An 18,572-nucleotide genomic window follows, 5' to 3' on the forward strand; every position below is an offset into this window, starting at 1 on the left:
CGGTGGTCAAGAAACCTCTCGTTACGACGATGAGAGGAATTGTTACCCGGTCAGAAATTGTCCTTGCCGTGGCGTATGGCTGCAAAGATTGCACTGTCGGAGTCTCCCGGCAGGCCCTGCTCGGTACAATACTGCTTCGCGACCGCTACCACGGCAGGATCGTCCCATCGTAAAAACGGATTAAGCTGTTTTTCATCTTCCAGAATCGATGGCACGGTCGGCTTGCCTGCGGCTCGTTTTTCCTTGCACTGACGCTCGAAAGCTTCAAGCTTGGTGTCGTCGGGCAACCAGCTCCGGGCGAAGCGCAGGTTAGCCAGGGTATATTCGTGTGCACAATATACAGCGGTAGCGCCCGGGAGCTCCCTGATGGATTTCAGGGATTGCAGCATCTGGCCCGGAGTGCCCTCAAACAAACGGCCACAGCCACATACAAACAGAGTGTCGCCGCAAAACAGAACCGGGCGCCCGTCGATTCTGGTGTCGGTGAAATAGGCAATGTGATCAAGGGTATGGCCGGGTACACTCATCACTTGAAAAGTAACACCTTCCCAGACCACTTCGTCTCCGGGATGCACCCTGTTGGTACTGCCTTTGAAAGGAGACTCCGCGGGCCCGGTTACGCGGCAGTCGGGATTCTCCTGTACCAGGGTTTTGATACCGCCGACATGATCGGGGTGATGATGGGTAACAAGAATGGTGTCCAGCGTGAGCCCGTGCCGGGAGAGATGCTCCTGTACCGGCCGGGCTTCACCCGGGTCTACAATCAGGGCCTTACGGGTGTCAGGATCTGCAAGACACCAGATGTAATTATCGCTGAACGCCGGGATGGCAGAGATGGTGAGCATCATATGTCCCCGTATGTGCTTGGCAAGTGTGGCTGATATGATAGAGCATTATGTCCGCGGTCCCAACAACCCCGGAATCAGCAAGGTTTTTCGGGTTCATTATAATGCGGGAGTACAGGCAGTGTGAGAAATAGCCGGAACATTGATTACCCAGCCCGGAACGAGAGCTTTGAGGGCTGGTTCCAGACGCCCCTGGGGAGGGCTTTGCTGGCAGATCAGCGCAATTTTCTTGATGAGCGCCTTGCGAGCCTGACCGGGGCAAGGCAGCTGCAGGTAAGCGTCAGCCACCGGCTTCCTCTTGCCAATGGTACAGATTTTTCCCAGAGAATAATGACCACCCCCCGATGCTTTGCGGATATACCAGACGGTGTTGTTGTGTGTGACTCAGACGAATTGCCGTTTCCCGGTTATTCCATGGATCTGGTTGTGCTGCACCATACCGCCGACTTTTCGCCGTATCCCCACCAGGTTCTCAGGGAAGCCGCCCGGGTTCTGAAGGGGGAAGGAACCATCGCTCTCATAGGGTTCAATCCTGTCAGTACCTGGGGGCTGCGCAGGTTTTTGTCACGGTCGCACGCAGGCGCCTGGGGCGGGCGCTTTCTTCTGCGCGGGCGTATGGAGGACTGGCTCCATTTGCTGGACTTCCAGGTTGAGGAATCTGTGACCCGCTTTTTCCGTTTGCCTTTGCAACGCAGTGGCCGCAATACATCCGGTCAGCTTGGCGACCGCCTGTCCGGTTATGGGTTCCTGCCAGTTGGTGCCTATTACTGTATCCTTGCCAAAAAACGGGTTTGCGCCCGGATCCCGCGGGCCAATGGTTGGCGCAAAAGCAAGGTTATGGGCCTGCCGGGAACCACTACAGTTGGCGCATCCAGGAACTGCCCTTCACACAGCCGGAACCATCCCTGTGCCTGAATGGCCTTTGACGGGCCAGGATGCCGGCATGAATACAGGAGTCTGAATGACCCGAAAGGTGATTTTATATACCGACGGAGCCTGTAAAGGTAACCCGGGGCGCGGTGGCTGGGGCGTAGTGCTCCGATACGGCGATGCTGTCAAAACAATGTATGGCGGGGAGCATCACACCACGAATAATCGCATGGAGTTGATGGCGGCAATCCAGGGGCTGAAGGCTCTCAAGCGGGACTGTGAGGTTGATCTGTACACGGACTCCCAGTACGTGCGTAAAGGTATTACGGAATGGATGTCTGGCTGGAAACGCAATGGTTGGAAAACATCCGCGAAAAAGCCGGTAAAAAATGATGACCTGTGGCGAGAGCTTGATGCGGAAACCAGAAAACACAAAGTTAACTGGCACTGGGTAAAGGGCCATGCCGGCATTCCCGATAACGAACTGGCAGACGAGCTGGCAAACAAGGGGGTTGAAGAGCAGACAGGTAACTGAAACGACCCCTGAACTGAATTGGTGTGGAATTTATGAGACAGATTGTACTGGATACGGAAACAACGGGTATTGATCCGGCAGAAGGGCATCGGATTATTGAAATCGGTTGCGTAGAGATGGTGGAGCGGCAGCTTACCGGCCGAAACTATCACGTTTACATTAACCCCGAACGGGAAGTGGAAGCGGAAGCCATAACCATCCACGGGATAACCAACGAATTCCTTGCGGACAAACCGAAGTTCGCGGAGATTGCCGATGAGTTTTTCGAGTTCATAAAAGGCGCCGAGCTGGTTATCCATAACGCAGCATTTGACGTGGGTTTTATGGATTCCGAGTTCGCCCGGCTCAAACCTGTTCGTAAAACCGCGGACCACTGCGGTGTCGTCGATTCCCTTGCGATAGCGCGGGCAAAGCACCCGGGGCAGAAAAATAATCTGGACGCCTTGTGCAAGCGCTACGGTGTCGATAACAGCAACCGGGAGCTGCACGGCGCCTTGCTGGATGCTGAAATCCTGGCAGATGTGTACCTGCTGCTTACGGGGGGGCAGACAGCCCTGTCGCTGGATGCGGGGTCGGAAAACGGCGGCGTCAACGGAGGCATCCGCAGGCTGGGGCCAGACAGGCCAGAGCTGCCTGTTATCCGGGCTACCGATGCGGAAAAAGAGGCCCATGAGGCATTCATGTCAGCGCTGGAAAAGAAAGCGGGTGGAACCGTTTGGAGCAATCTTGAAGGGGCAGAATGAGAACTGTGTCTGCCTGTACTAATTGTTACATTCCAGCTTTGTTGAGGTACTTGAGTTTTATGTTATAAGTAATGATAAGTTCGCCAGTTTTTCGGTCGCGCGCTTTGGTCGGGAGGGGTTGATCCGGCTCATAATAAAAAGGTCTGGCGGGATCCGTGGCAGGCCATAGTTCACTTGACGGTGCGGTAGTCTCCGCAGATTAACAGGAAGCGTTTATGGTTCAATCGTCTCTGGCGACGAAATCGCAGTCGTTTGATCTGGTCAAAAGTGAAATAGAGCAGACCATCAAGCAGGCAGAATCCAGTCTCGAACGCTTTCAGGAAAACCGCGAAAGCGGGGAGGATCTGCAGAACTGTCTGGATTTCCTGAATCAACTCCGCGGCATTTTCATTCTGGTGGAACTCCGCGGTGGCACGCTGCTATGCCAGGAAGCGGTGGCCATGGCCAACGATGTTCCGGTCGGCGCAAACGACGACAAGAACATTCTGCTTACCACGCTGAATAACGCACTGTTTATCCTTCGCCGTTATGTTGAATATTATCATCAGCAGCGTGCCGATCACCCCGAACTGTTGTTGCCCGTCATTAACGAACTGCGGGAGGCCCGGCGCGAGAAGCCGTACCCGGAGTCCTGTTTTTTTGAGGCCGATGTAAAAGAGCACCCGGATTTTTGTGAAGGCCTGTCATTCCAGCCTTTTGAAGGCAATGAGGCGGAGTACGAAATCTTTGCCCGGCGCATGCGCCTGACGTTGCAGGTAGCCTTACTGGGTATTCTGCGCGATCGTAATCCGGTGGTTAGCCAGAAGCTTACAGGGCGTGCGGCAAGGGGTTTTGTGCGGTTGTGCCAGGGCGCACCCATGGGGCAGATGTGGTGTCTCGTTGCGATCGTTGCAGACACAATGCTTGATCGTGCCATGCCTTTCACCAAGGCCCGAAAGCGCATGTTCATGCGAATCGAAAAGTACGCACGGGAAATGGTGTACGTCGGCAAGGTCGCAACCGCCAAAGATGCTCCCGATTCGCTCATTCGTGATCTTGTATATCTCCTGTACCGCAGTGGCTCCGGGAATCCCGAGGTGACTCGCGTGCTTTCTGCCTTCAATCTGACGCCTGCCGAATTTCCGGATTCCATTCTTGAGGCTCACGCACGGCGTTTGTATGGCCCGGGCACAGATGTGCTCAAATCCCTTTCCGAGGCCCTGCAGGATGAGCTCAACCAGTTGAAGGACAAGCTCGACATCATCGAGCGCGGCATAGAGCCGGATCTGGCAGAGCTTTCCTCAATTTCAGATGCTCTGGAGCGCCTTGCCAATACACTGGTTATGCTGGACCTCAACCGTCTGGCAACGATTGCCCGCGAAGAAGCCAGAAAGCTTCGCGCATGGGAGGCTGAATCCCGGTTGCCGGGTGAAGAGGAGTTGTTCCGGCTCGCCGATTCGGTACTGGGTATTGAAGATGCGGTTATGCAGATTGTCACGCGGGGTATAACGGCGGAAACCGACTCCCTAGGCGGCAGTGAGCGCGGCCATGAGGAATCCATCTACCTTCAGGAAGCGACTTATGTAGTGGCGGATGAAGCCCGCAGCGCGCTGACCCTCGCAAAACGTGCCATAACGGCTTTTGTGGAATCCGATTACGATAAACTGCACCTCGCCAACCTGCCTGCGACTTTGCACAGCATCTGGGGTGGTCTCCGGATGGTGAACGATCCCGCTGCCGCCCGCGTACTCGAGCGGGTTGCTGCCTCTATACAGGAGCGCCTGCTTGATACCCGTGAAGCGCCCGAAGCCCAGGTGCTGGAAGCGCTGGCGGACGCTCTGACGTCACTCGAATACTATATTGAAAGTATCGGCAAGCATGAGGAGAGCAATCCTGATCTGCTCCGGCTGGCTGAGACATCACTGGATGATGTAGGTCTGTAATCCTGTTTGCTTTAAATATGCCTGTTGATAATGCTTCAGGTCACAAAAAACCCGCGCTCGGCGCGGGTTTTTTGTGAACTCGGTATTTGCGGTCGCAACAGGGGGGCTATCAGCCCATGTTGAACAGCTCACCGAGCTTGGTTGCCAGCATCATGTCGCCTTCGGCGCGCAACTGCCCGGCCATGAATGCCTGCATGCCGTCTGTTTCACCGGAGACAATGCCTTGCAGGGTTTCGGTGTTCATAATCAGTGTTACGGAAGGGTCTTCGTGCGGGCCTTCATGTACCTTGCAGGTTCCGTCCTTGATCACTATGTGACGGGTCTTGTCATCCTCGATATCAAACTGGAATACCAGATCCAGGCCCTGAGCTGCGTCTGCGTTGAAATTCTGTTCGAGTTTTTCAAAGATTTGGTCTACAGACATTGTTTTACCCTTTTTGGTGGATGTCTTGTCATGGTGACGGCTTTAAGTGCCTGGCTTTGCGAGCCTTTACGGCAGCCGGGTAGAGCCGACTTCGCCACTCGACTTTATGGTGAGTTTTAATCACTGTCAAGCTCGATCGAACGCTTGTTTTAATTTTTTTGCTCCGCTTATCACCAAAGATTCGGTAAGTTACACTTCGTGCTTGCTTAACTGGCTGGAGAAGCGATTTGGAGTTTCTGACGGAATACGGTTTGTTCTTAGCGAAAGTCGTCACCTTTGTTGTTGCGGCAGTGGCGGTGATATCCATGATTGTCTCCGCTACGCAGAAAGAACGGGGTGATCACGAAGACGAAGGAGAGCTCAAGGTTCTCAAACTGAATGAAAAATATCGCAAACTGCGAGACACCATTCAGGCCCGGCTGATGTCGGATCAGGAGCGAAAAGCCTGGAACAAGAACAAGAAGAAAAAGGAAAAAGCCGGGAAAAAAGCCGATAAAGCGAAGAAAACAGGGGCAGACAACTCGGAAGATGCTCCGGCAAGGGTTTACGTGCTGGATTTCGACGGCGACATCAAGGCCAGTGACACAGATCCGCTTCGTCGCGCTATTTCCGCGGTACTGAGCGTAGCCGAACCGGGCAAGGATGAGGTGGTCATCCGGCTGGAAAGTGCTGGCGGGCTTGTGCATGCCTATGGTCTGGCCGCCGCGCAGCTCGATCGCATTCGTAGCAAGGGCATCCACCTGACCGCCTGTGTGGATAAAGTGGCTGCAAGCGGCGGTTACATGATGGCTTGTGTGGCAGACCGCATCGTTGCATCACCCTTTGCTATCCTTGGATCAATTGGCGTAGTGGCGCAATTACCCAATTTCCATCGCCTGCTCAAGAAAAACAATGTGGACTTTGAGGTGCTTACAGCGGGTGAACACAAGCGCACCCTGACCATATTTGGTGAAAACACTGAAAAGGGCCGCCAGAAATTCCTCGAAGATCTGGAAGATACCCACGTTCTGTTCAAAGACTACGTTAGTGAGCGCCGCCCTGATCTGGACATCTCAGCCGTGGCGACTGGAGATATCTGGTTCGGCAAACGGGCACTCGAGGTAAAGCTGATTGATGAGATCAAAACGTCAGACGAATATCTCATTGAAGCCTGCGACAGGGCAGACGTAGTCTCTGTATCGTTCCAGCGCAAACGAACCTTGCCCGAGAAACTCGGGCTGGCAACCAGCGCAGCACTTGAGCACACGGTATGGAAAGTTCTGAGTGCTTTCCGCAACCAGAAAATCCAATAGCTGACACCACACGGGGAAGATCATCATGAGCGATACCCAATTCAAAGCCTGGCGTGTAGAAGAACAGGATGGCGACTATAAAGGTACAGAACAGACGCTTGATATAAAGGATCTTCCAGAGGGCGAAGTGCTGATCAGGGTCAGCCATTCATCCCTGAACTACAAAGACGCGCTTTCAGCCTCCGGTAACAAGGGGGTCACCCGTTCTTTTCCCCACACTCCGGGAATCGACGCTGCCGGTGAGGTGATTGAGTCTGCGACGGGAACCCCCGCAGTTGGCAGCCAGGTGATCGTGACCGGCTACGATCTGGGCATGAACACCGACGGGGGATTTGGCGAATACATCCGCGTGCCGTCTGCCTGGTGCGTGCCCATGCCCAGAGGCTGGGATGCTGAAACAGCCATGACCTACGGCACAGCCGGCCTTACAGCGGGCCTGTGTGTGCAAAAGCTGCTGACCATGGGGGCGAGGCCAGAGCAGGGCAAGGTTGCCGTCTCGGGTGCCTCCGGTTCGGTAGGAAGCGTTGCCGTGGAGTTGCTGTCAAAGCTCGGCTTCGATGTGGTCGCCATCAGCGGTAAAGCCGATCATGCGGACAGCCTCAGGGAACTGGGTGCCAGGGAGGTGGTCGGCCGCGATGCACTGGCTGAAGAAAAGAAACCCATGCTCAAGCCGGTCTTCGCCAACGCGGTGGACACAGTGGGTGGTTCACCCCTCGCTGAATTGTTAAAACAGATCAAGCCCGGCGGCTCTGTCTCCTGCTGCGGCCTGGTTGCGGGCCCGCAGCTGCAGACTACGGTTCTTCCGTTCATCCTGCGGGGTGTAAACCTGCTGGGTGTGGATTCCGTTGAAATCCCGCTGGACGAGAAAGAAGCTGTATGGAAAAAGTTTGCGGGTGACTGGAAATGCGACAAGGCAGAAGCGTCTGTCAGACGGATTGGCAGAGCTGATCTCGGTGATGCCTTGCAGGCCTTTCTGAAGGGGCAGTCAGCAGGGAAAATTATTCTGGAGCATAGTCGATAAGCCTCTGAACCTGGGGCTGCCGGAAGCGGGCGGGTGGTCAAAACTGTGCGGAGCCATGGATGGCGGAGCCAAGCGTACATGGACGTATTCACAGCGTGTTTTGACCACCCGCCCGCTTCCGGCAGCTTGCTCCGGGCTAAAGAGCTAAGACGCCCTGCGCCTGAATAAAGGCAAATCCGTATCCGTGGCAGCCTGGTACCCCTGGCTGAAAAAGTTCAGAGCTCCCGCGGCCTTGCGAATATCCTTGTCGGGCCGCAGCTCGTAGGTGTCAAAGCCGCAACGCTTCATGAACTGCAGCTGATCCAGCAGGACATCACCAATCGCGCGCAACTCATTATCATAGCCAAACCGCTCCCGCAACAACCGGGCAATGCTGTAACCGCGGCCATCACTGAATTTCGGAAAATTAACCGCAATCACTGGCAATTCATTCACATGCCCGGCCAGAATTTCCGGTTCATCGTGGCTATCAAACCATACACCGATATGGGCTTTGCCCACAAAGTGCTCACGACCGGCCAGCCACAAATCAGCCGGAATCAATGCACGCCGATTTTCAGGAATATCCAATGATTCCCCCGCGTCGGGGCGAGGAACCACAACCCACTGATTCTGGTGTACCGTGCCATCCCGGAAAATGATATCAGGCATAAACCCGCTCCTTGAAAGGGTCGATTCCAACACGGCGATAAGTGTCCAGAAAGGTTTCCTCCGCCGTGCGTTTGTTTACATACACATCAATTATTTTGGCAATCACATCCGGCATCTCATCCCTGGCGAACGACGGCCCCAGTATTTTCCCAATACTGGCATCGTGTTGTGAGGAGCCTCCGAGGCTGATCTGGTAGAATTCCTGGCCTTTTTTATCAACGCCCAGTACACCAATGCTGCCAACGTGGTGATGACCACAAGCATTCATGCAGCCGGAGATATTCAGGTTGATTTCGCCAAGGTCGTACAGGAAATCCAGATTGTCGAAGCGGCGCTGGATCGCCTCCGCAACCGGAATGGATTTTGCGTTAGCCAGCGCGCAAAAATCGCCGCCGGGGCAGCAGATAATATCCGTCAGGGTGTTCAGGTTCGCGGTACCAAAGCCCATGGGGCCAAGCAGTTGCCATAATTCGAGCAAACGATCCTGGCGCACATCCGCCAGTACCACGTTCTGCTGATGGGTTACCCGCACTTCGCCAAAACTGAACTCATCCGCCAGGTCTGCAATTTGCTCAAGCTGTTTGTCGGTTACGTCTCCCGGCGGGGTTCCGGTTTTCTTCATGGTCAGTGACACAATTGCGTAACCGGGCTTTTTATGGGTATCCACGTTGTGTTGGAGCCACTGATCAAACGCACGATTTTCAAATCGCTGCTGAGCAAGCAGGTCGCTCGCGTTATCAAGCTCCCCATAGGCGGGCTCCGTGAAGTAGGCCTGGATGCGCTGGATGGCTTCCGGTGTCAGGCGGGTGGGGGAATCCCTGATGTGAGCCCACTCGGCTTCGACTTTCTCGGCAAAACCCTGCGGGGTCAGGGCTTTTACCAGGATCTTTATGCGGGCTTTGAATTTATTGTCCCGGCGACCGTAACGGTTATACACCCTGAGAATGGCTTCAAGGTAGGTAAGCAGATCGAGTTCCGGCAAAAACTCCCGGATAACCGGTGCCACCATGGGTGTTCGCCCAAGCCCTCCGCCAACATGTACGCGAAAGCCCAGGTCACCGGCATCATTGCGCACAATCTGCAGGCCTATGTCGTGTAACCGTATGGCAGCACGATCGGTTTGCTCGGAGGCATTGACCGCGACTTTGAATTTCCTTGGCAAAAAAGCGAATTCCGGATGAAAAGTCGACCACTGGCGAATGATTTCGCAGTAGGGCCGGGGGTCGGTGATCTCGTCCGACTGCACTCCGGCAAACTGGTCGGTTGTGGTGTTCCTTATGCAGTTACCGCTGGTCTGGTTGGCGTGCATTTCCACCTCAGCCAGTTCAGCCAGAATGTCCGGCACGTCTTCCAGGGCAGGCCAGTTCAGCTGCACATTCTGGCGGGTTGTAAAGTGAGCGTAGCCTTTGTCGTAATCGCGGGTAATTCGGGCCAGACGCCGTAGTTGTACAGAGCGCAGCATGCCGTAAGGCACACAGATGCGCAGCATGGGTGCCAGCCGCTGCACGTATAGACCGTTCTGAAGGCGCAGGGGCAGAAATTCATCTTCGGCCAGCTCTCCTGCAAGGGCCCGCTGGGTCTGATCCCGGAATTGTGCAACCCGCTCGGCCACCATTTGCCGATCGTGTTCATCGTATACGTACATAAAGGAAAGTCCTGGATAATAACGTGGTTACGGCATGCCCCGGACGGCCCGGCATACAGGCCACTGGGTGTGCCCGAAAACCGGGGCCTTATATCTGAAACGAAGGATAACAGTGGTTTTTTATTCTAGAAATGATTATTTCAAGATATGTTTATCGATTCAGGCGATAAGGCGGCCCCTTCGGGCTGGACGAATGTCAATTTGCTGCTTTACTGGTAGGAGCGGGTCTGATCGTGGCTCGCTTTACTTATGAAAGGCGTACCGAGCCGAGTTGAAACAAGAAGCACAATGGAGCAGGTAATGAAAAAGATGATGCAGTCAGACAGCCGGGCAGACGCCATAGCTGCGGTGGTAATCATTTCGCTGGTTGTCATGTTTGCAGTGGTTTGGGTTTCCGGCCAGTAGTTCTTACTGGCCGGATAAAACCGCCTGCACAATCAGAACGAGAGTGCCAATAAAAACACCTGTAAAGAGCAGGGCACCGATGATATACGGCAGCGGGCTGTGGCTTCCGAAGTCTTCTTGCTGGCGTTTGTTGGATTGGACGCCCAAGGCGCCCGCAGCCACACTTTGCATGACTTTCAGAACGCCCGGGCCCCGGGGTTTGTTGTTTTTGCTCTTCTCTGCCTCTGGCGTGCTTGCCATAAAACCTTCCTGATTGCGTGTAAGTACGGCCTCTACTCCGCCGGGTCGTAGGCGAGGCTGGGTGCCAGCCACCTTTCCGCTTCGGCTTTGGAAAGACCTTTACGCTCAGCATAGTCCTCAACCTGGTCTACGCCAATTTTGCCCACTGCAAAAAACTTCGATTCAGGGTGGGAAAAATACCAGCCAGAAACCGCCGCCGTCGGGAACATCGCAAAATGCTCGGTAATTTCGATGCCTGTCTGGGCGGTGGCGTCCAGCAGTTTGAACAATGTCGCTTTCTCGGTATGGTCGGGGCAGGCCGGGTAGCCGGGTGCCGGGCGGATACCGTGATAGCGTTCCTTGATCAGTTCTTCATTGGATAGCTGTTCGTCGCTGTTGTAGCCCCAGAATTCCTTGCGTACCCGCTCATGCATGCGCTCTGCAAAGGCTTCGGCCAGGCGATCGGCCAGGGCTTTTACCATGATTGCGTTGTAATCGTCGTTGGCGTTTTTGTATTCCATCGACATTTCTTCTGCACCTATGCCGGTGGTTACTGCAAAGCCACCAACATAGTCGCAGTGTTCCGAGCCTTCTTCGGTTACAAAATCGGAAAGCGCCATCATGGGTTTGTTCGGTGCTTTGTCGTCTTGCTGACGCAAGTGATGCAGGACAGTCAGTTCTTCGCTACAGGTTTCATCCGTGTACACAACAATGTCATCGCCGCGGCGGTGCGCAGGCCAGAAACCTATTACGCCTTTCGCACTTATGCGCTTTTCATCAATCATTTTGCGAAGAATAACCTGCGCATCGTCAAACAGGTGGCGAGCAGCTTCACCCCGTTTGGGGTCATCAAACACCTGCGGGTACTTGCCGGCTATGTCCCAGGAAATAAAGAACGGGGTCCAGTCGATGTAGGGCTCCAGTTCGCTCAGATCATAGTCTTCAAATACCCGTGTACCCGTGAATGCAGGTTTCGGTGGTACATAGTTGTCAAAATTGATCTGCGGGGCCCGGGCCCGGGCTTCAGCCAGGCTAACCAGTTTGGTGCGATCCCCCCGTTGTTTGCGGCGCTCGCGGATAGTGTCGTACTCCTTGCGGGCGTTATCTACCAGTTCCGGCTTTGCGGTTTTGCTGAGTAGCTGCGAGGCCACGTTAACGCACCGGGAGGCATCCGAAACGTAAAGCGCAATGTCATTCTTATAGTGGGGCTCTATTTTTACCGCAGTGTGGGCTTTGGAGGTGGTTGCACCGCCAATCATTAACGGCAGGTGGAAGTCCAGGCGCTGCATCTCGCGGGCCACGTGCACCATTTCATCCAGTGACGGCGTAATCAGGCCGCTCAGGCCGATGATATCAACATTGTGCTCTTTGGCTGCGGCAAGGATTTTGTCACAGGGCACCATGACGCCCAGGTCAATGACCTCGTAGTTATTGCATTGCAGAACCACGCCCACAATGTTCTTGCCGATATCGTGTACATCGCCCTTCACCGTAGCCATCAGGATTTTACCCTTGGCTTGCTGGTCTTCGGACTTTTCGGCCTCGATATACGGGATAAGGTGGGCAACGGCCTGCTTCATTACCCTTGCGCTTTTCACTACCTGGGGCAGGAACATCTTGCCGTCGCCAAACAGGTCGCCGACCACGTTCATGCCATCCATCAGCGGGCCTTCGATAACGTGGATCGGGCGCTCGGCCTGCTGGCGGCATTCCTCGGTATCTTCAATGATAAAGTTGGTGATGCCCTTGACCAGGGAGTGTTCCAGCCGCTTGACGACCGGCCATTCGCGCCAGGCGAGATCTTCTTCCTGGGTTTTGCCACCTTTGCCTTTGTAGCGCTCGGCAATTTCCAGCAGGCGATCGGTGGAGTCTTCGCGGCGGTTCAGTACCACGTCCTCAACCAGTTCCTTCAGTTCCGGGTCAATCTCATCGTAAATCACCAGTTGGCCCGGGTTTACAATGCCCATATTCATGCCGGCTTTGATGGCGTGGTACAGGAACACCGAATGGATGGCCTCACGCACCACATCGTTGCCGCGGAAGGAGAAAGACACGTTGCTAACGCCGCCGGAGACTGACGCGTGGGGCAGATTCTCGCGTATCCAGCGGGTGGCGTTTATAAAGTCCACAGCGTAGTTGTTGTGTTCTTCAATGCCGGTGGCAATGGCGAAGATGTTCGGGTCAAAAATAATGTCCGCCGGGTTGAAGCCAATGCCGGTCAAAACTTCGTAAGAGCGTTTGCAGATCTCGGTCTTGCGTTCGTAGGTATCCGCCTGCCCCTGTTCATCAAACGCCATAACCACAACGGCAGCGCCATAGCGCATGCAGTCCCGTGCCCGCTTGATGAACTCTTCCTCGCCTTCTTTCAGGCTGATTGAGTTCACCACTGCCTTGCCTTGAATGCAGCGCAGGCCTGCCTCGATCACGTCCCATTTGGACGAATCGATCATGAGGGGCACGCGGGAAATGTCCGGCTCGGAGGCAACCAGATTCAAGAAGGTGACCATCACCTCTTTGGAATCGAGCATGCCTTCGTCCATGTTGATATCGATAATCTGGGCGCCGTTTTCAACCTGATCGCGGGCTACGCTCAGTGCTTCCTCGTACTGCTCCTCTTTGATCAGGCGCAAAAACCGCTTGGAACCGGTCACGTTGGTGCGCTCACCCACGTTGATAAACAGGGTATTCTCATCACCGGTAAAGGGCTCAAGGCCGGACAGTCTCAGGGCTTTCGGGCGATCGGGAATCTTGCGGGGCGGGTATTTGGATACAGCCCTGGCCACCGCCTCGATGTGATCGGGGCGGGAACCACAGCAGCCCCCGATAATGTTGAGAAAACCGTCACGGGCAAAACCTTCGATGATTTCGGCCATTTCCTCGGGCGTCTGATCGTATTCCCCGAATTCGTTTGGCAGGCCGGCGTTCGGATGGGCGCTCACGTAAGTTTCGGCCTTGCCAGCGAGTTCTTCGACATAGGGGCGTAGCGCATCGGCACCCAGGGCACAGTTCAGGCCCACAGAGAGGGGCCGGGAGTGGGCCACTGAGTTCCAGAAGGCTTCGGTTGTCTGGCCAGACAGGGTACGACCGGAAGCATCCGTGATGGTGCCGGAGATCATAATCGGCAGTTCGATGCCGCTGTCTTCAAAATACTGCTGGGTAGCGTAAATGGCAGCCTTTGCATTCAGGGTGTCGAAGATGGTTTCGATCAGGATGATGTCGCAACCGCCTTCCACCAGGCCTGCCACTGATTCGTAATAGTTGTCTGCCAACGTCTGGAAGTCGACGTTCCGGAAGCCGGGGTTGTTCACATCCGGTGACAGGGAAGCCGTGCGCGAGGTAGGCCCCACGGCACCGGCTACAAACCGCGGCTTGGCAGGATTCTTGGCAGTAAATTCGTCGGCGACTTGCCGGGCAATTTTTGCCGCTGCCACGTTCAGCTCTTTGGCTATTTCTTCAAGCCCGTAATCGGCCTGGGACAGCCGGGTAGAGTTAAAGGTGTTGGTTTCAATAATATCTGCGCCAGCATCCAGATAATCTGCATGAATATTGCGCAGAAGCGCAGGTTGCGTCAGGTTGAGCAGATCGTTGTTACCCTGAACCTCCCGATCGTAGTCTGCAAACCGGTCACCACGGAACGCCTGCTCATCGAGTTTCTGGTTCTGGATCATGGTTCCCATGGCGCCATCAAGAATCACAATTCGTTCTTGCAGGGCTTTGTGAAGTTGTTCCAGACGAGTGCTGCGATCTGTCATAGTCAGTATTCCGGATGTCGTTATTAACGGCGTATTTGTCCCAGTGGCGCGGGATCATAGCAAAATGCGGTGGCCAGTCGTAGTTCCGTTCACAGTTATTCTTCACTTGCGTCAAGTTTCAAACTGCCCGGCATAAAACCCGTGAAGAGAACCCGAGGTAGGGGAAACTCACTACCTGTTTAAAGACCGACCAATTTACTTGGTCTTTCATGTTGCCGCGAACTCCCTTAAAATGAAACCAAACTTACCAACGGGTTGAAAACATGGCATTGGTTACTGTGACAGATCCCGCACGGGATTATCTTGCGCAACTTATCGAAAAGCAGGATGTGGAAGGCATGGGCGTGCGAATTTTCGTAACCCAGCCGGGAACGAAAAATGCCGAGACGTGCCTGGCGTACTGCCCTCCCAACGAGATTGTTCCTACGGATGAGCAGATAGATCTCGAAAAATTCACGCTCTATCTGGACCACAATTCCGTACCCTTCCTGGAAGAAGCGTACGTGGATTACTCGAAAGACCAGATGGGGGGCCAGCTCACCATCAAGGCTCCGAATGCCAAGGTTCCCAACGTTGATGAAAACGCGCCTCTGCCGGACCGCGTAAATTATGTGCTGGCATCGGAAATCAATCCTAACCTGGCGGCGCATGGTGGTGACGTGTCACTGGTTGAGATTGTTGACGAATCTGTTGCCGTGTTGCGCTTTGGTGGTGGCTGCCAGGGCTGTTCAGCTGTCAGCCTCACGTTGAAACAGGGTGTAGAAAAGACCCTCAAGGACAGAGTGCCGGAAATAACGAGTGTCCGGGATGTGACGGATCATACGCAGACCGAGAACGCCTATTATCAGTAACAACCGTTTGTGCAGGTTGGTATCACCGGTATTGATGCTGTCCTGCCTGCACCTGAATGGTGGCGGTTCGGCCAATGCGACAGAACCCCGGCTGTCGCATGATCTGGTGCACAAACAAGGCGGCAGTGACTGGCGTGTCCGCCTGACCATGACATAATCTGCGGTATTTCTGCCCGCACTTGTACAACCGGGGTTCCACTTGTTTGACGCTGCACTTCTGTCCGTGCCCATCATGGCTGCCGTGGTCGGCTGGTTTACCAACTGGCTCGCCATTCAGATGTCTTTTTATCCGGTGCAGTTTATTGGTGTTGGTGCCATCGGCTGGCAGGGCGTTATTCCCCGCAAATCGGAAAAAATGGCCCATATTTGTATCGACCGGACCCTTCAGCAGTTCGGCGATCTGAACGCGGTCTACCAAAAGCTGGAACCCCAGCGCATTATCGAGCAGGTGATTTCCCAGGTAACGCCAAGACTGGATGAGTATATCGATGAGGTGATGTACGACATACAGCCAGTGCTTTGGGACAATCTGCCGCTTTTTTTGCGCAGACGGATTTACCAGTGGGCGCGGGAACAGTTGCCGGCGCGGATTGAAGACCTTGTTGACGACTTTGGCGATGATCTTGATGAGCTGGTCGACCTGAAAGCTCTGCTAAGCCGGGAGCTGAAACATCATCCCGACCTGATGAACCGGATATTCAAACAGGCAGGTGCCGTCGAGCTCAGATCCGTGATTAATCGCGGAGCGGTCATTGGGGGCATTCTCGGGTGTTTTCTTGCACCTGTCTGGTCAATCTACCCGGCCCCCTGGCTCTTGCCCCTTGGCGGCTTCGTAATTGGCTTTATTACCAACTGGCTCGCCATCAACCTGATCTTTGCCCCTCTGAAACCCCGTCGTTTCCTGTTCTGGAAGATTCAGGGACTGTTTTTGCAGCGTCAGCCGGAAATCAGCGATATCTGGGCAAAACTTGTGGCAGAAGAGCTGATCACGGTTGAGAAGGTGGCAGACGCCATGATTAATGGCAGCCGGGGCGACCGCACGCGCGCCATCATACAGAAACACCTCAGGCCTTTGCTGGATAATTCTTTGCTGATGAAGCTCAGTGCTCAGGTGGCGGTCGGTATGAGCGGCTACACTGAGCTGAAGAAAGCCATGAACCAGCAGGCGCTGATGGCAACCCGGGATGTGTTCAGCGACCCGGCCTTCAACAGGGAGCGCGCGCCGGTTGTTGCGCAAGTTCTGTCCGGCCAGATGAAGGCACTGCAGCCGGCGGAATTTCAGGACATACTTCGCCCTGCCTTTCGTGAGGAGGAGGTTCAGCTTATGTTTGTTGGCGGCCTGTTCGGCGCGTTGGCAGGCGCTGTGCAGTTTTTTGCACTGACTTACCTGCCACTGTAACCGGAAGAGGCGCGCCGGTTAGTGGATGCGAGCGCGCATCACGGTTGAACATTTTGCACGGTTAAAACTATCGATAGGAGGGCGCCATGCCTACCTGGGCAATGTTTGTCACGCAGTTTCTGGTTACCACCGCCGCCGTTTTTCTGGTTCTCTGGGGCTTCTGGGCGCTTGTGATACGGCCTTACCTGGATCGCAAGGTAGCGGAGCTTATTGCTGTGTCAGAAGAGATAGAACCGCGGGTAGCGCTTGGCGTGAAAGCCGGTATCGCTGACACGATACGTGAACTGCCGGAAAGTGCGTGGGACGGCACCGTAAAAGAGTCCACACGCCAGTTTCTCAAATTTGGTTCCGGGTTGTTCGAGCATGGCCTGAGCAGTCTGCTTGGTGATGCTGCGGATCTGGAGCGCAAAAAGTACCGGAAACAGGCGCCCGACATGCCTGCAGATGAGGGCTCGCCAGAAAACCGGAGTAAGGGACCGGGAAGCGACACACCACCAGGCCGCTAATGGCCTTCGTTGCAGGCGTCAGTTTCTGGCAGTGTGGCTGCAATCTATAAACAGTTGGTTGGCCTGGGGAGACCGGCTATTCGGCAGGCGGTTTTTGCCGGCGTGCCAGGGAACAGCTGCATAAGATAAATGCTATTGCCTCTGTCTTCTCCCAGGGCCTCTTTCACCGATTTTACAAACAGGCGGTTCGACGGCGGCGATATCTCATGTTCTTTATAAAAAGAACGCAGAAAGTAAATGATTTCCCAGTGGTTTTCAGTCAGCGAAATGCCATCATCCTGTGCAATAATCTTGGCTGCGTCGGGCGTCCAGTCGTTCGGGTTCTCCAGAAAACCCTCATTATTTCTGGCAGGCATTACCAGGTTTGTCATGGGTCACCAGTTGATCAGTTTTTGAGCATGGGTGGTGAGGTCAACCATGCCGGCATAATCTACAAGGGAAGCGCCCTGAATACCTGACTCGAGGCCGCGGGCTGCAAGGTCCGGAGCCAACGCAAACACGGGAACGCCGGGATCGATACTGTTCACGGCAAGGGCCAGAACCGCATTTTCAGTAAGAAGCAGTGCATCGCCGGATTGGAGTACACTCATGCAGGCCAGCGAGCGTGGATGCTCCGGCGCTTTATTCAGAATGTGTAAGGTGTTGATAGGTGCCATAACAGTTTCCGGCCCGGCAGGCCTTATTGATATTGATAGGGTGTGGGTGAGAATCATCCGGCAAAGGCAGTGTGGGTATATTTTGGCAGCAGTTCAGAACTGCTTGCAATTGCAACTCCGGCTATCATGTTTTCCACTGTGAGCCCATAGCGGGCGCAGGCAGCCGCGTCGGCGTAGATTGCCTCAACTCCAAAAACCGGCGCTGCCGAAAGGTTCTTTTCCAGCGATTTCTGTTCAACCCCCCCAGGTTGCTGGGACATCCGCAGCCAGTTCACCCCCGAGCCTGTAAACAACAGGGTTACGCTCTGGTCAAATGCAGCCAGTGAAAAGGCCATATCGAGAGCTTCGCGACCGGCCCAGGTTCCGTATGGGGGCTGGTCAATAACCATCAATGTACTCACGTTCAGGCTCCTGCATGAAAGTAGATAACCCTGGATGATGCCATAGTGGCTTCAACCCATTCACCAAGCCCCGCGATCATGAAGGGCTCCAGGAGGTTGCAGGCGGGAAGCTCATAGCGCTTCTGTTCCGCGTCATTTACCAGCCCCCGGCGCAATGCAGACGCAATGCAGGCGACACCGGGAACCGCATTATCCTTCAGGAAGGCCGCCCATTGTGCCGGCCAATGGGGTTCGTCCGAAGGAGGTGCACAGAGTGCGGAGGCGAGATGAACCCCATCACCATAAAGGAATACCCGGTCCAGTGTATGACCTTTTGCCAGTGCCGCCCGCGCAAACGACAAAGCCGTTTGTGGAGCCTGGGAGGAATAGGGTGCCCCGGTGATCACCAGTGTGAAATTGTGCAAAGAATCAGCGGCCATGGTTGGAGATCTTTTC

Annotated in this window: 19 protein-coding genes; 9 read left to right on the plus strand and 10 right to left on the minus strand. The window is 54.7% G+C overall.

The features are described 5' to 3' along the window. Window positions 1–50: 50 nt before the first annotated feature. Window positions 51–845: a hydroxyacylglutathione hydrolase gene (gene gloB / locus CDH48_RS10555; RefSeq protein ID WP_100688703.1), complete on the minus strand. Its 795-nt coding sequence runs from the start codon at window positions 843–845 to the stop codon at window positions 51–53. Window positions 846–968: 123 nt separating this feature from the next. Between gloB and CDH48_RS10560 the strand changes: the two genes are divergently transcribed. The 4 genes from CDH48_RS10560 to CDH48_RS10575 all read left to right on the plus strand — a co-directional run bounded on the left by CDH48_RS10560 (window position 969) and on the right by CDH48_RS10575 (window position 4,915). Continuing rightward, window positions 969–1,760 carry a class I SAM-dependent methyltransferase gene (locus CDH48_RS10560; RefSeq protein ID WP_100688704.1) on the plus strand — a complete coding sequence of 264 codons (792 nt, stop codon included), beginning with the start codon at window positions 969–971 and terminating at the stop codon, window positions 1,758–1,760. A gap of 46 nt (window positions 1,761–1,806) precedes the next feature. Beyond that, window positions 1,807–2,250: a ribonuclease HI gene (gene rnhA, locus CDH48_RS10565; protein WP_100688705.1), complete on the plus strand. Its 444-nt coding sequence runs from the start codon at window positions 1,807–1,809 to the stop codon at window positions 2,248–2,250. A gap of 32 nt (window positions 2,251–2,282) precedes the next feature. Next, window positions 2,283–2,993, plus strand: a complete 711-nt coding sequence (dnaQ, locus tag CDH48_RS10570) for a DNA polymerase III subunit epsilon (RefSeq protein WP_100688827.1) — start codon at window positions 2,283–2,285, stop codon at window positions 2,991–2,993. A gap of 215 nt (window positions 2,994–3,208) precedes the next feature. Beyond that, a complete protein-coding gene (locus tag CDH48_RS10575) occupies window positions 3,209–4,915 on the plus strand; it encodes a chemotaxis protein (protein WP_100688706.1) in 1,707 nt (568 codons plus the stop codon). A 109-nt stretch (window positions 4,916–5,024) separates the two neighbouring features. Here CDH48_RS10575 and CDH48_RS10580 read toward each other — a convergent pair whose 3' ends face one another. Further along, on the minus strand, window positions 5,025–5,339 hold the full coding sequence (locus CDH48_RS10580; protein WP_100688707.1) for an SCP2 sterol-binding domain-containing protein: 315 nt from the start codon (window positions 5,337–5,339) through the stop codon (window positions 5,025–5,027). A 227-nt stretch (window positions 5,340–5,566) separates the two neighbouring features. On the opposite strand from CDH48_RS10580, the gene sohB reads away from it, so the two are divergent. Both sohB and CDH48_RS10590 read left to right on the plus strand, forming a co-directional pair. Continuing rightward, on the plus strand, window positions 5,567–6,631 hold the full coding sequence (gene sohB, locus CDH48_RS10585) for a protease SohB (protein WP_100688708.1): 1,065 nt from the start codon (window positions 5,567–5,569) through the stop codon (window positions 6,629–6,631). Between the two features lie 25 nt (window positions 6,632–6,656). Continuing rightward, window positions 6,657–7,652: a YhdH/YhfP family quinone oxidoreductase gene (locus tag CDH48_RS10590; protein WP_100688709.1), complete on the plus strand. Its 996-nt coding sequence runs from the start codon at window positions 6,657–6,659 to the stop codon at window positions 7,650–7,652. A gap of 144 nt (window positions 7,653–7,796) precedes the next feature. Here CDH48_RS10590 and CDH48_RS10595 read toward each other — a convergent pair whose 3' ends face one another. From CDH48_RS10595 to metH, 4 genes are all read right to left on the minus strand, one after another. Continuing rightward, the gene (locus CDH48_RS10595) at window positions 7,797–8,303 is read right to left on the minus strand and encodes a DUF934 domain-containing protein (protein WP_100688710.1); all 507 of its coding nucleotides are present in this window, start codon (window positions 8,301–8,303) and stop codon (window positions 7,797–7,799) included. Then, a complete protein-coding gene (locus CDH48_RS10600) occupies window positions 8,296–9,948 on the minus strand; it encodes a nitrite/sulfite reductase (protein WP_100688711.1) in 1,653 nt (550 codons plus the stop codon). Before CDH48_RS10600 ends, CDH48_RS10595 begins: the two co-directional genes overlap by 8 nt. 408 nt (window positions 9,949–10,356) lie before the next feature. Beyond that, a complete protein-coding gene (locus CDH48_RS10605; protein ID WP_100688712.1) occupies window positions 10,357–10,593 on the minus strand; it encodes a DUF2970 domain-containing protein in 237 nt (78 codons plus the stop codon). 32 nt (window positions 10,594–10,625) lie between these two features. Continuing rightward, window positions 10,626–14,324 carry a methionine synthase gene (gene metH / locus CDH48_RS10610; protein WP_100688713.1) on the minus strand — a complete coding sequence of 1,233 codons (3,699 nt, stop codon included), beginning with the start codon at window positions 14,322–14,324 and terminating at the stop codon, window positions 10,626–10,628. A 263-nt stretch (window positions 14,325–14,587) separates the two neighbouring features. On the opposite strand from metH, the gene nfuA reads away from it, so the two are divergent. From nfuA to CDH48_RS10625, 3 genes are all read left to right on the plus strand, one after another. After that, window positions 14,588–15,175 (plus strand): Fe-S biogenesis protein NfuA, encoded by a 588-nt coding sequence (gene nfuA, locus CDH48_RS10615; protein WP_100688714.1) that lies wholly within the window; start codon window positions 14,588–14,590, stop codon window positions 15,173–15,175. Window positions 15,176–15,374: 199 nt separating this feature from the next. Then, the gene (locus CDH48_RS10620) at window positions 15,375–16,574 is read left to right on the plus strand and encodes a hypothetical protein (protein ID WP_188437742.1); all 1,200 of its coding nucleotides are present in this window, start codon (window positions 15,375–15,377) and stop codon (window positions 16,572–16,574) included. An 86-nt stretch (window positions 16,575–16,660) separates the two neighbouring features. Then, window positions 16,661–17,080 carry a hypothetical protein gene (locus CDH48_RS10625; RefSeq protein WP_227521049.1) on the plus strand — a complete coding sequence of 140 codons (420 nt, stop codon included), beginning with the start codon at window positions 16,661–16,663 and terminating at the stop codon, window positions 17,078–17,080. A gap of 44 nt (window positions 17,081–17,124) precedes the next feature. Here CDH48_RS10625 and CDH48_RS10630 read toward each other — a convergent pair whose 3' ends face one another. The 4 genes from CDH48_RS10630 to tusD are packed head-to-tail and all read right to left on the minus strand — an operon-like array spanning window position 17,125 to window position 18,556. Continuing rightward, window positions 17,125–17,451 carry a TusE/DsrC/DsvC family sulfur relay protein gene (locus CDH48_RS10630; protein WP_100688715.1) on the minus strand — a complete coding sequence of 109 codons (327 nt, stop codon included), beginning with the start codon at window positions 17,449–17,451 and terminating at the stop codon, window positions 17,125–17,127. Between the two features lie 3 nt (window positions 17,452–17,454). Further along, window positions 17,455–17,736, minus strand: a complete 282-nt coding sequence (gene tusB / locus CDH48_RS10635) for a sulfurtransferase complex subunit TusB (RefSeq protein WP_100688716.1) — start codon at window positions 17,734–17,736, stop codon at window positions 17,455–17,457. 53 nt (window positions 17,737–17,789) lie between these two features. Continuing rightward, window positions 17,790–18,137, minus strand: coding sequence for a DsrE family protein (locus tag CDH48_RS10640; protein ID WP_100688717.1), 348 nt, complete (start codon window positions 18,135–18,137; stop codon window positions 17,790–17,792). Window positions 18,138–18,139: 2 nt separating this feature from the next. Then, on the minus strand, window positions 18,140–18,556 hold the full coding sequence (gene tusD / locus CDH48_RS10645; RefSeq protein ID WP_100688718.1) for a sulfurtransferase complex subunit TusD: 417 nt from the start codon (window positions 18,554–18,556) through the stop codon (window positions 18,140–18,142). Between the last annotated feature and the right edge of the window lie 16 nt (window positions 18,557–18,572).

The sequence above is a fragment of the Marinobacter aromaticivorans genome, assembly GCF_002806975.1.
GTDB classification, from domain to species: Bacteria; Pseudomonadota; Gammaproteobacteria; order Pseudomonadales; family Oleiphilaceae; genus Marinobacter; species Marinobacter aromaticivorans.

Coding starts and splice junctions, on each gene's coding strand:
- CDH48_RS10625 (WP_227521049.1), top strand. CDS start 16,661: ATGCCTACCTGGGCAATGTTTGTCACGCAGTTTCTGGTTACCACCGCC.
- tusB (WP_100688716.1), bottom strand. CDS start 17,736: ATGGCACCTATCAACACCTTACACATTCTGAATAAAGCGCCGGAGCAT.
- CDH48_RS10580 (WP_100688707.1), bottom strand. CDS start 5,339: ATGTCTGTAGACCAAATCTTTGAAAAACTCGAACAGAATTTCAACGCA.
- CDH48_RS10630 (WP_100688715.1), bottom strand. CDS start 17,451: ATGACAAACCTGGTAATGCCTGCCAGAAATAATGAGGGTTTTCTGGAG.
- nfuA (WP_100688714.1), top strand. CDS start 14,588: ATGGCATTGGTTACTGTGACAGATCCCGCACGGGATTATCTTGCGCAA.
- metH (WP_100688713.1), bottom strand. CDS start 14,324: ATGACAGATCGCAGCACTCGTCTGGAACAACTTCACAAAGCCCTGCAA.
- CDH48_RS10600 (WP_100688711.1), bottom strand. CDS start 9,948: ATGTACGTATACGATGAACACGATCGGCAAATGGTGGCCGAGCGGGTT.
- CDH48_RS10575 (WP_100688706.1), top strand. CDS start 3,209: ATGGTTCAATCGTCTCTGGCGACGAAATCGCAGTCGTTTGATCTGGTC.
- CDH48_RS10605 (WP_100688712.1), bottom strand. CDS start 10,593: ATGGCAAGCACGCCAGAGGCAGAGAAGAGCAAAAACAACAAACCCCGG.
- tusD (WP_100688718.1), bottom strand. CDS start 18,556: ATGGCCGCTGATTCTTTGCACAATTTCACACTGGTGATCACCGGGGCA.
- rnhA (WP_100688705.1), top strand. CDS start 1,807: ATGACCCGAAAGGTGATTTTATATACCGACGGAGCCTGTAAAGGTAAC.
- CDH48_RS10595 (WP_100688710.1), bottom strand. CDS start 8,303: ATGCCTGATATCATTTTCCGGGATGGCACGGTACACCAGAATCAGTGG.
- dnaQ (WP_100688827.1), top strand. CDS start 2,283: ATGAGACAGATTGTACTGGATACGGAAACAACGGGTATTGATCCGGCA.
- CDH48_RS10590 (WP_100688709.1), top strand. CDS start 6,657: ATGAGCGATACCCAATTCAAAGCCTGGCGTGTAGAAGAACAGGATGGC.
- gloB (WP_100688703.1), bottom strand. CDS start 845: ATGCTCACCATCTCTGCCATCCCGGCGTTCAGCGATAATTACATCTGG.